This is a genomic window from Streptomyces sp. NRRL B-24085 (genome assembly GCF_001282115.1).
Taxonomy (GTDB): Bacteria; Actinomycetota; Actinomycetes; order Streptomycetales; family Streptomycetaceae; genus Streptomyces.
This window is the reverse complement of the sequence record NZ_LJBR01000171.1, coordinates 25,573-36,507: the sequence shown is the minus strand read 5'-3', so window position 1 is coordinate 36,507 and position 10,935 is coordinate 25,573. Positions and strand designations below refer to the sequence as shown.

Here is a 10,935-nt window from a genome sequence, read left to right as displayed (position 1 = left end):
GCGGGCGGACACCCCCCACCCCGTCCCCTCACCGCCGTACGCGGCCAGCCACCCGTCGTGGCGCGCCGTCCGGCGAACGGCCCGTCGTGGCGCGGGTGATTGTGCCCACCCAGGGGCGCGGGGAACTGCGCGACAAGCCACAACGCACCCGCACTCGCCACACAACCGAACCCCGCACCCTTGTAGGCGCCCCGCCCCTCCGACACCCCGCTGAAGCAACCCCGTGACCGGCTCCGGCCCGAGCAGAGACAATGGACCCCGTGCGCTACCGCATCCTCGGCACCACGCAAGCACTCCGCTCCGACGGCACGACCGTCCCGGTCGGCGGAGCGCGGCTGCGTGCGCTGCTGACCGTTCTCGCGCTGCGGCCCGGCCGTACCGTCCCGGTGAGCCTCCTCGTGGACGAGGTGTGGGACGGCGACCCGCCCGCCGACGCGACGGGCGCGGTGCAGGCGCTGGTGGGACGGCTCAGGCGGGCGCTCGGGGCGGACGCGGTCGCCTCGGTGGACGGCGGCTACCGGCTCACCGCCGCGCCCGACGACATCGACCTGCACCGCTTCGAGCGGCTCGCCGGCGACGGCCTGCGGGCGCTGGCCGACGGCGACCCGGCGAAGGCGGCCGTGGCCCTGGACGACGCCCTCGCCCTGTGGCGCGGCCCGGCACTGGCCGACCTGCCCGACCGTACGGCCGAGGCGACCCGCGCGGAGGCCCGCCGGCTGGACGCGCTGCGCGCCCGGCACACCGCCGCGCTCGCCCTCGGCCAGGCCGACCAGTCCCTGCCCGAACTGACCGCCCTGTGCGACACCCACCCCCTCGACGAATCCCTCCAGGCCCTGCGCCTGCGTGCCCTGCGCGACACGGGCCGCACCGCGGAGGCGCTGGCCGCGTACGGGTCCGTACGCCAACTCCTCGCGGATCGGCTGGGCGCGGACCCGGGGCCGGAACTGAGGGCGCTGCACGGTGAGTTGCTGCGACCCCAGCCGTCCCCCCGGCGCGTCGCGGACGCGCACGACCCGGCCCGTTCCCCCGTACCCTCGGGCCCGCCGCCCGGCAACCTCCGTGCCCGTCTCACCTCCTTCGTCGGCCGGGAAGCCGACATCGAGGCGATCCGCGGGGACCTCGCCGCCGCACGCCTGGTCACCCTGCTTGGTCCGGGCGGGGCCGGCAAGACCCGGCTCTCGCAGGAGGCCGCCGAGGCGGTGGGGGAGGCGGCGCGGGACGGGGTGTGGCTGGCCGAGCTCGCCCCGGTCGACGACCCGGACGCCGTGCCCGAGGCCGTGCTCACCGCCGTGGGGGCCCGCGAGACCGTGCTGTACGGCGCCGGTGCCGAGGCGATGCGCGCCGCCGGCAGCGAGCGGCTGGACGACCCCGTCGAGCGGCTCGCCGAGCACTGCGGCCGCCGCCGGATGCTGCTGATCCTCGACAACTGCGAGCACGTGGTCGACGCGGCCGCCCAGTTGGCGGAGACGCTCCTGGAGCGCTGTCCCGGGCTGACCGTCCTGGCCACCAGCCGTGAACCCCTCGGCGTGCCGGGGGAGTTGCTGCGCCCCGTGGAACCCCTGCCGGAGCCGGTCGCGCTGCGGCTGCTCGCCGAGCGCGGGGCCGCCGCCCGGCCCGGGTTCCGGGTCGACGCCGACGAGGAGACCGCGGCGGCCTGCGCCGAGATCTGCCGGCGTCTCGACGGACTGCCCCTCGGCATCGAGCTCGCCGCCGCCCGGCTGCGGATGCTGACACCACGGCAGATCGCCGACCGGCTCGACGACCGCTTCCGGCTGCTCACCTCCGGCAGCCGTACCGTGCTGCCCCGCCAGCAGACCCTCCGGGCCGTCGTCGACTGGTCCTGGGACCTGCTCGACGAGGAGGAACGCGAGGTCCTGCGGCGGCTGTCGGTGTTCGCCGGCGGCTGCGACCTGGCCGCCGCCGAGGCCGTGTGCGGCCCCGCCGCGCTGGACGCGCTCGGTTCCCTGGTCGACAAGTCCCTGGTGGTGGCGGCCCCTTCGGGGGACGGCGAGATGCGCTACCGGCTCCTGGAGACCGTCGGCGAGTACGCCGGCGAACGCCTCGACGAGAAGGCCGGCGCCCGTGCCGACGCCGAGCGCGCGCATCTGACGCACTACCGCGAACTCGCCCGCACCACCGACCCGTTGCTGCGCGGACCGGGTCAACTCGCCGCCATCGGGCGGCTGGAGCGCGAGTACGAGAACCTCCGCACCGCGCTGCGCCGGGCCGTGGCCGACCGCGACGAGCAGGAAGGGCTGTGCCTGGTCCTGTCGCTGGCCTGGTACTGGCAGATGCGCGACCTGCGCATCGAGGCCCGCAACTGGTCCCGCGAGGTCCAGGGCCTCGGCCCCGACCCCTTCGCCGAGCCGGTCCGGCCCGCCGCACCGGTGTGGGAGCGCTGCACGGACACCCCGCCGCCGTGGACCGGCGAGGTGCTGGAGGAGGCGCGGCGCGGTGTCCACCTCGTCCATCTCGCCTGCATGGACACCGAGCTGGACGCCTGGCAGAACCAGCACGCGCAGGCCAAGCTGCGCACCATCGCCGCCACCTACCAGCCCGGCATGGCGCAGACCTGCCGGATGCCGGGCTCGCTCTGGTTCTTCGCCATCATGCTCACCGGTGACATGGACCGGCTGCGGACCGTCATCCAGGCGACCGTCGAGACCTGCCGTTCCACCCCGGGCTACGAGTGGGAGCTGGCGGCGGCCCTCCAGTGGCGGGCCAACCTGCTGGCCAACCGCTCCGACTGGGCCGGTGACGCCATCCAGGACGCCGAGGAGGCGCTGGCGCTCTACGAGCGGCTCGGTGACGTGTGGGGGACTGCGGAGGCGCTGTCCGCGCGCGCCGAGGCCCATGAACGCAAGGGCGAGTGGCGCGCGGCCGCCGAGGACTACGAGAGGGCGATCGAGCGGGCCGAGGAGCTCGGTGCCCGAGCCCAGATGTCCGTGCTCAACGCCCGGCTGGGCAGCGCACTGCTGGAGACCGGGGAGGCCGAGCGCGGCGAGCGCCTGCTGCGCGAGGTGATCGCCGACCAGGACGGCGCCCGCAACGAGGCGATGCCCGCCTCCCGGATGTTCCTCGCCGGGCGGCTCGGCCTGACCGGCCGCATCCCCGAGGCGCGCGAGCAGCTCAAGCTGCTGCGCCAGCAGTTCGGCATCGCCCACTTCGTCATCTTCGACGCCTTCATCCTCGGCTCGGAGGCCTGGCTGGAGGCGATGGACGGCCGCTACGACGAGTGTCTGCGGCTGGTCCGGCGGGCGCTGGAGAAGTCCGAGGACCCACTGGCCCTGACCATCGCCCCTCATATGCGCACCATGTACCTGCACACCGCCGGGCTGGCCCTCGCCGGGGCCGACGGCGGCGCCCGCGCCCGGGACGGCGCCCGCTGCCTCCGGGCCGGCGACGCGCTGCTGCCGGCCAGGCACGCCCCGACGACCGTCGAGCGCACCCTGCGGGACAGGGCCGAGCGGGACCTGCGCGCGGTGCTCGGCGACGCGGCCTACGAGTCGGCGTACGCGGAGGGCGACGGCCTCTCCTCGAAGGAGGCCGCCGCCCTGGTGTGACGCGCACCGACGCCTGGTGGCGCAGTCCGGTCAGCTCTTCGTGCGGAACTTGTGGATGGCGACCGGCGCCATGACCGCGGTGAGGCCCACCGACCAGGCCAGCGTCACCCACAGGCCGTGGGCGACCGGGCCGCCCACCATCAGCCCGCGCGCCGCGTCCGCGAGGGAGGAGAGCGGGTTGTACTCGGTGAAGTTCTGCAGCCAGCCGGGCATCGACCGGGTCGGTGCGAAGATCGACGAGCCGAACTGGAGCGGCATCAGCACCAGGAAGCCCATCGCCTGCACGGACTGCGCGCTCTTCATGATCACGCCGAGGGTGAGGAACACCCACATCAGGGCCGAGCCGAACACGGCGGACAGGCCCACCGAGGCCAGCAGTCCCGGCCAGTTGGTGATGTCGAAGCCGACCAGGACGCCGACGACCATGAGGACCGCCGTGGCGAGCAGCATCCGCATCAGTTCCACGGAAATCTTGGCGAACAGCACCGAGCCGCGGCCGATCGGCAGGGAGCGGAACCGGTCCATGACACCGGAGTTGAAGTCGGTGTTGAAGCCGGTGCCGACACCCTGGGCCATGTTCATGCCCATCATGGCCATCAGTCCGGGCACCACGTACTGCACATAGGCCTCCTGGCCGCCGCCGAGCGACTGCCCGATGGAGCCGCCGAAGACGTACACGAACAGCAGGGTGAAGATGACCGGGAACAGGATGGCGTCGAACATCGACTCCGGGTCCTGCTTGATCCACAGCAGGTTGCGGCGGACGAGGGCGCCGGTGTGCCGCAGGTGCCCGCGCAGCGGGATCCGGGCGTCGGCGTCGATCGTGGTGGCGGTTGCGGCACTCATACGGCGACCTCCTCGCGGGTGTCGGTGGGGACGGCGTCCTGCGGGGCACTGGCACGGTGGCCGGTGAGGGACAGGAACACCTCGTCCAGGCTGGGCAGTTCGGTGGTGATGGAGGAGAGGGTCACGCCACGCGCGGTGACCGCGCCGACCACGGCGGTGAGTTGCTCGTCGCTGAGGATCGGGACGATGACGGTGCCGCTCTCGGTGTCCACGGTGCTGGTGGCGAGCCCGGTGATGCCGAGCTCGTCGATCCACCCGGCGAGCGGCCGGAGCTGGAGCGGGTCCACGGGCCGGACCCGCAGCGAGCGCCCGCCGACCTTCGCCTTGAGCTCCTCGATGGCGCCGTCGGCGATGACCTTGCCGTGGTCCACCACGGTCAGCTCGGAGGCGAGCTGCTCGGCCTCCTCCATGTACTGGGTGGTCAGCAGGACGGTCACGCCGTCCCCGACCATCCGCTTGACCTCGTCCCACACCTCGTTGCGGGTGCGCGGGTCGAGACCGGTGGTGGGCTCGTCGAGGAAGAGCACCTGGGGGCGCCCGATCATCGAGGCGGCGAGGTCGAGCCGCCGCCGCATACCGCCCGAGTAGGTGCTCGCCGGCCGCTTCGCCGCGTCCGTCAGCGAGAACCGCTCCAGCAGTTCGTCGGCCCTCGCGCGGGCCTCCTTGCGGGGCAGGTCGAGCAGCCGCCCGATCATGTACAGGTTCTCCCAGCCGGGCAGCTTCTCGTCCACCGAGGCGTACTGCCCGGTGAGTCCGATCACGCGCCGCAGCTGCCGGGGCTGGCGCACCACGTCGAAACCGGCGACCGTGGCCTGGCCGGCGTCAGGGGCGAGCAGGGTGGACAGGATGCGTACGAGGGTGGTCTTCCCGGCTCCGTTCGGCCCGAGCACGCCCATCACGGTGCCCTCGCGCACGTCCAGGTCGACGCCGTCCAGCGCCTTGGTCTCGCCGTAGTGCTTGACCAGACCCCGCACGGACACGGCGGAGTCCCCGCCCTTGGGGTTCTTGTCGATTCGCGTCATACCGAGGACGGTGTCAGCCCCCGCCGACAAACCACCGACAGGCCGCCTACAAGTGCCTGCACATCACCGACAGACCCGGTCCGGTCCGTCGTCGTGCGACGATGACGCGCATGTCGGGCCAGGTCTGGGTGTCTCTGATATCGCTGGGCGGTGTCGCCCTGGGCGGCGTGCTCTCCTACCTCGTCCAGCACCGGACGCAGCAGTCGGCGGAACGCGCCGAACAGCAGCGGCAGCGGATCGCGGTGTCGGAGGCCCGGCGCGCGGAACGCCTGGCCCTGCTGGAACGCTTCATCGAGGTCAGCGCCGAGGCGGAACGCGCCGCCTACTCCCGTCCCGCCGACCACGAGCGCACCGACCCCTGGTTCCTCACGACCAGCGACGTGATGAACCGCCTGTGGGTGGCCGAGCGCCTCATCCGGGTCCAGTTCCCGCTCCCCGTCCACCAGGCGGCCCGCGCCCACTTCCTCGACCTCAACCGGACGGTGTGGGAGGGCCTGCCGGAGGGCGAGAGCGTACGGGACCACCTGGAGGCCAACCGGCTGGCGTTCCTGGACGCGGCGCGCGAGACGATGGGGTGAGCGAAAGGGGGGCGCCCGGCGATCACCGGGCGCCCCCCTTCGTCGTACGACCGCTCAGCGGCGTGCTGCCTCCGCGTGCTCCGGGACGTGCGAGGCGATCACGCGCTCCCGGCCGGCCGGTGCGTCCGCGCGCCGCCGGTCCACGACCGCGGCCACCGCCGCGACCCCGAGGCCGAGCACGGCCAGGGCGGCGCCCGTGAGCGCGGGGGAGGTCACGCCGAGGCCCGCGGCGAGCGCGAGACCGCCGATCCAGGCGCCGCCGGCGTTGGCCAGGTTGAAGGCGGCCTGGTTGGCGGAGGAGGCCAGGGAGGGGGCGGCGGACGCCTTCTCCATGACCATCAGCTGGAGCGGGGAGCCGGTGACGAAGGCCGCCGTGCCCAGCAGGACCACCGCGACCGCCGCGCTCCACTGCGCCGACATCAGCAGCGGGAACAGGGCCAGGACCACGACCAGCGAGGTCAGGCCGCCGAACAGGGTGCCGCGCAGCGAGTGGTCGGCGAGCCGGCCGCCGACCAGGTTGCCCGCCGTCGCGCCCACCCCGAACAGGGCGAGCAGCAGCGTCACGCTGGAGTCGGCGTAACCGGCCGCGTCCGTGAGCATCGGCGTGATGTAGCTGTACGCGGCGAACAGCGCGCCGAAGCCCGCCACCGTGGTGCCGAGCGCCAGCCAGACGGGCAGCGACCGCAGCGCGACCAGTTCGCGGCGCAGGCCCGCCGCCGGGGCGTGCGTGTGGTCGTGCGGGATGAGCAGCGCCAGGGAGGCTATCGCCGCCAGGCCGATCGCGCTGACGCCGAGGAAGGTCGCCCGCCAGCCCAGATGCTGGCCCATGAGGGTGGCCACGGGCACGCCCGCGATGTTGGCGAGGGTCAGGCCGAGGAACATCAGCGACACCGAACGGGCCTTGCGTTCCGGCGCCACCATGCTCGTGGCGACGACCGCGCCCACCCCGAAGAAGGCACCGTGCGGCAGCCCGCTCAGGAAACGGGCCGCGAGCAGCCAGTGCTCGTCGGGGGCGAGGGCGGAGAGCGCGTTTCCGGCCACGAACAGCGCCATCAGGCCGATGAGGACCGTGCGACGGGACATCCGGGCGGTGACCGCGGCGAGCAGCGGGGCGCCGATCACCACGCCCAGCGCGTACGCGGAGACCAGGTGACCTGCGGTGGGGATGGAGATGCCCAGGTCGTCCGCGACATCGGGCAGCAGTCCCATCATCACGAATTCGGTGGTGCCGAGACCGAAAGCGCCGACGGCCAGTGCGAGCAGGGCCAAGGGCATGGGGAGTCGAGCCTTTCAGAGGGGAGCGGTGTTCCGTACCAGCTTATGTTCAGTATCGGAACAAAAACTGCTTCCCCAGGCTTCCCGCAGGTTACGAAGAGGTGGCGAGGCTCACTCGGGCCGCCACCGGCAGATGGTCGCTGCCGGTCTCGGGCAGCGTCCACGAACTCACCGGCTCCACGCCCTGCACCATGATCTGGTCGATCCGGGCCATCGGGAACGACGCCGGCCAGCTGAACCCGAAGCCGCTGCCCGCCGCGCCCTGCGTGGAGCGCATCTGGGAGGTGACGGCGTTCAGCGCGCGGTCGTTCATCGTGCCGTTGAGGTCGCCGAGCAGGATCTTGCGGGGCAGCTTCTCGTCCGCGATGGCCTCGCCCAGCGCGTCGGCGCTCTTGTCGCGCTGCCGGGCGGTGAACCCGGCCTCCATCTTCACCCTTACGGACGGCAGGTGGGCCACGTAGAACGCGACCGGGCCGTCCGGGGCGGCCACCGCGGCCCGCATGGCCCGGGTCCAGCCCAGCTTGATGTCGACGGCCTTCACACCGGTCAGCGGGTACTTGCTCCACAGCCCGACGGTGCCCTCGACCGCGTGGTGCCGGTACGTCGACGCCAGCGCCTTCTCGTACACCGGCACCGCCGAGGCGGTCAGCTCCTCCAGGGCCACCACGTCCGCGCCGGATGCGGCCACGTCCCGGGCGGTGCCGGACGGGTCGGCGTTGTCTGCGTTGACGTTGTGGGTGGCCACCGTGAGGTCGCCGCCGGTGCCGGACTTGTCGGTGAGCAGACCGCCGAAGAGGTTCAGCCACACGGCCGCCGGGAGCACCACCGCGATCAGCGCGGTCGCGGACCTGCGCAGGAAGCCGAGCAGGAGCAGCACCGGGACGAACAGGCCGAGCCAGGGCAGGAAGGTCTCGGTGAGACTGCCGAGGTTGCCGATCGCGTTCGGGATCTGCGCGTGCAGCAGCATCACCAGGGCGACGATCACCGCGAGGGCGGCCAGGACGATCCCGCGGCGCCAGATCCGGCGGTCACCGCGCCACCCCGAGAACGGGCGGCCGAGCAGACGCCGGAACCGGTCTCTGCGGCGCTCGGATCCCGAGCCGCCGTCCGCCGTCTCCGTCACGTACGCCTGCTGCGCCATACCGTCGCCTCACTACCTGCCGTGCACGCCGTTCGCCCCACTGCCGCGAGGTCTCAAACACCCCGTACGACCCTAGGGGATGATCGGCTTCCCTCTCGTCGTCCCATGACGACCGTACGGGGGCGATGACGTACAAGTCGCCTTCCCGAGTTCCCCGTCGGGGTGGTGAAAGCGCCCTCTGTGACGAAACGCGCACACTAGGAACTGACGGGGCGTAGGCCGTCGAGGACGGTGTCGACGATCTGCTCGGACAGGCCCTCCGGCAGGGCGGCGTTGGGCTGCATGATGGTGCGGAAGAGCATGGGTCCGATGAACAGGTCGTTGACCAGTTCGACGTCGATGTCCGTGCGCAGTTCGCCGTTGGCCTGTCCCCGGCGCAGGATGGCGACCTGCTGGCGGCGCCGGGGCGCGACGACGAGCGTGTGGTAGGCGTCCCAGACCTTCGGACTGCTCTTCATCTGGGCGAACACGCTGTGCAGCAGGGCCGAGGAGCGGGTCATCAGCCCGCGCTGCCGCAACTGCTCCAGGAGCGCCACGAGATCGTCGCGCATCGAGGTGCCGGGCAGCTCCGCGTCCGGGGGCTCGGCGGTGCGCACGACGTCGACGAAGAGCTCCTCCTTGCCGTTCCAGCGGCGGTAGATGGTGGCCTTGCCGACGCCCGCGGTCCGGGCGATGCGCTCGATGGACAGCTCGGCGAGCGGCACGCCGTCCTCCAGCAGCTTGATGACCGCCTCGATGATGGACCGCTCCACGGCCTCACTGCGGGGCCGCCCCCGAACGGCCCCCGTGTGCCTGGACTGACTCTCCGCGAGGCCGCTCACGTCGCTTGGTCCTCTCTGTGCGATGAGGTGATTATCCCTGCTCCACGGCGGGACGGCGGGGCGGTGTCCGGCCGTCGCCGGCCGGACACCGCCCCGCCGGGTCACTCGCCCGCGGGAACCAGTTCCTGTTCCTCCTCGCCCGGCTGACGTTCCGTCGGACGGCCCGGCAGGTACAGGGCCACCACCAGGGCCCCCACCAGGGCCACGCCCGCTCCCCACAGCGCGGTGACGTGCATCGCGTGCAGGAAGGCGTCGTTGGCCGGGCCGACCAGGCTCTCACCGCGGGGGCCGAGCTTCGCGGCGACACCGAGCGTGGCCTCGATGGACTCGCCCGCGGTGTGCCGTGCGCCCGCCGGAACCGGGCCCAGGTGGGACTCGATGCCGTTGCGGTAGGCCGTGGAGAGCACCGAGCCGAGGACGGCGATGCCGAGCGCGCCGCCGACCTGCCGGAAGGTGTTGCTGAGCGCGGACGCGGAGCCCGCCTTCTCGCGCGGCAGGGCCTGCATGATGACCACGCTGGTCGGCGTCATGATGTGCGCCATGCCGGTGCCCATGAGGAAGAAGATCACCTCCAGGAGCCAGATCGGAGTGTCCGCGTCCAGCACGGCGAACGCCACCAGCATCGCGGCGATCAGCAGCATGCCTGCCGTGGTCGTCACCCGGTAGCCGAAGCGGTCGACGACCAGCCGGGCGCGCGGCGCGAAGATCAGCTGCGCGGCGGCCAGCGGCAGCATCAGCAGACCGGTCTGCAAGGGCGAGTAGCCGCGCACGCTCTGGGTGTAGAAGACGGAGAAGAACGTCACGCCCATCAGCGCGAAGAACACCAGCCCTATGGCGCCGATCGCGGCCGAGAACACCTTGTTCTTGAAGTAGGTGACATCGATCGAGGGGTGGTCGCTGCGCTTCTCGAACAGCACGAACGCGACGAGCACGGCGAGTCCGGCGCCGATGGTGGCCAGCACGGTGGCGTCCGTGAAGTCGGCGAGCTGGCCGCCCTTGATGATGCCGTAGACGAGCAGGACCAGTCCGATGACCGACAGCACCACACCGACGGGGTCGAGCCGGCCCGGGTTCGGGTCGCGGGAGTCGGGCACCAGCCACAGCATCAGCGCGAGCGCGAGCACCACGATCGGCACGTTGATGAGGAAGACCGAACCCCACCAGAAGTGGTCCAGGAGCACCCCGCCGGTGATCGGTCCGATGGCGATGGCGAGTCCGACGCCGCCCGCCCAGATGCCGATGGCCTTGGGCTGCTCCTCGCGCTCGAAGACGTTCATCAGGACGGCGAGCGTGGCCGGCATGACGAACGCCGCGCCGAGGCCCATCAGCGCGCGGAAGGCGATGAGCTGGTCCGGCGAGCCGGAGAACGCGGCGAGGGCGGAACCGGCGCCGAACACGAACAGGCCGCCCAGCAGCACCTTCTTGCGGCCGAGCCGGTCGCCGAGCAGGCCCGCGGTGAACAGGAGGCCGGCGAAGACCAGGGTGTAGGCGTTGATCGCCCACTCCAGCTCGCTCTGGGTGGCGCCCAGGCCGGTCGGCGCGGGAGTCGAGATCGTCTTGATCGCGACGTTCAGGATCGAGTTGTCGAGCACCACGATCAGCAGGCTCAGCATCAGTACGCCGAGGATCGCCCAGCGGCGCCGGTGCACCGCCTCCGGTACCCGGGAGTCAGGGGCTGCGGTAGTCATG

Annotated in this window: 8 protein-coding genes; 2 read left to right on the top strand and 6 right to left on the bottom strand. The window is 72.4% G+C overall.

Translation table 11 applies throughout. From position 1 onward, the window contains the following. Positions 1 to 251 precede the first annotated feature (251 nt). Positions 252 to 3,563, top strand: coding sequence for an AfsR/SARP family transcriptional regulator (locus tag AOJ26_RS20115; protein ID WP_053849709.1), 3,312 nt, complete (start codon positions 252 to 254; stop codon positions 3,561 to 3,563). 30 nt (positions 3,564 to 3,593) lie between these two features. On the opposite strand, the gene AOJ26_RS20110 is transcribed toward AOJ26_RS20115, so the two are convergent. Continuing rightward, on the bottom strand, positions 3,594 to 4,409 hold the full coding sequence (locus tag AOJ26_RS20110) for an ABC transporter permease (protein WP_053849708.1): 816 nt from the start codon (positions 4,407 to 4,409) through the stop codon (positions 3,594 to 3,596). Beyond that, positions 4,406 to 5,431: an ATP-binding cassette domain-containing protein gene (locus AOJ26_RS20105; RefSeq protein WP_053849707.1), complete on the bottom strand. Its 1,026-nt coding sequence runs from the start codon at positions 5,429 to 5,431 to the stop codon at positions 4,406 to 4,408. Before AOJ26_RS20105 ends, AOJ26_RS20110 begins: the two co-directional genes overlap by 4 nt. A gap of 101 nt (positions 5,432 to 5,532) precedes the next feature. On the opposite strand from AOJ26_RS20105, the gene AOJ26_RS20100 reads away from it, so the two are divergent. After that, the gene (locus AOJ26_RS20100) at positions 5,533 to 6,009 is read left to right on the top strand and encodes a hypothetical protein (protein ID WP_053849706.1); all 477 of its coding nucleotides are present in this window, start codon (positions 5,533 to 5,535) and stop codon (positions 6,007 to 6,009) included. Between the two features lie 54 nt (positions 6,010 to 6,063). Here the strand turns inward: AOJ26_RS20100 and AOJ26_RS20095 are convergent, their stop codons facing one another. The 4 genes from AOJ26_RS20095 to AOJ26_RS20080 all read right to left on the bottom strand — a co-directional run bounded on the left by AOJ26_RS20095 (position 6,064) and on the right by AOJ26_RS20080 (position 10,934). After that, positions 6,064 to 7,284 (bottom strand): MFS transporter, encoded by a 1,221-nt coding sequence (locus AOJ26_RS20095; protein WP_053849705.1) that lies wholly within the window; start codon positions 7,282 to 7,284, stop codon positions 6,064 to 6,066. A gap of 91 nt (positions 7,285 to 7,375) precedes the next feature. Beyond that, positions 7,376 to 8,425 carry an endonuclease/exonuclease/phosphatase family protein gene (locus AOJ26_RS20090; RefSeq protein WP_053849704.1) on the bottom strand — a complete coding sequence of 350 codons (1,050 nt, stop codon included), beginning with the start codon at positions 8,423 to 8,425 and terminating at the stop codon, positions 7,376 to 7,378. Positions 8,426 to 8,622: 197 nt separating this feature from the next. Further along, positions 8,623 to 9,246, bottom strand: a complete 624-nt coding sequence (locus tag AOJ26_RS20085) for a TetR/AcrR family transcriptional regulator (RefSeq protein ID WP_053849703.1) — start codon at positions 9,244 to 9,246, stop codon at positions 8,623 to 8,625. A 101-nt stretch (positions 9,247 to 9,347) separates the two neighbouring features. Continuing rightward, positions 9,348 to 10,934 (bottom strand): MFS transporter, encoded by a 1,587-nt coding sequence (locus AOJ26_RS20080; RefSeq protein WP_053849702.1) that lies wholly within the window; start codon positions 10,932 to 10,934, stop codon positions 9,348 to 9,350. Position 10,935 lies beyond the last annotated feature (1 nt).

Bases quoted from the DNA above. Each gene is read 5' to 3' on its own strand.
- AOJ26_RS20115 (WP_053849709.1), top strand. From the start codon at position 252: ATGGACCCCGTGCGCTACCGCATCCTCGGCACCACGCAAGCACTCCGC.
- AOJ26_RS20110 (WP_053849708.1), bottom strand. From the start codon at position 4,409: ATGAGTGCCGCAACCGCCACCACGATCGACGCCGACGCCCGGATCCCG.
- AOJ26_RS20105 (WP_053849707.1), bottom strand. From the start codon at position 5,431: ATGACGCGAATCGACAAGAACCCCAAGGGCGGGGACTCCGCCGTGTCC.
- AOJ26_RS20100 (WP_053849706.1), top strand. From the start codon at position 5,533: ATGACGCGCATGTCGGGCCAGGTCTGGGTGTCTCTGATATCGCTGGGC.
- AOJ26_RS20095 (WP_053849705.1), bottom strand. From the start codon at position 7,284: ATGCCCTTGGCCCTGCTCGCACTGGCCGTCGGCGCTTTCGGTCTCGGC.
- AOJ26_RS20090 (WP_053849704.1), bottom strand. From the start codon at position 8,425: ATGGCGCAGCAGGCGTACGTGACGGAGACGGCGGACGGCGGCTCGGGA.
- AOJ26_RS20080 (WP_053849702.1), bottom strand. From the start codon at position 10,934: ATGACTACCGCAGCCCCTGACTCCCGGGTACCGGAGGCGGTGCACCGG.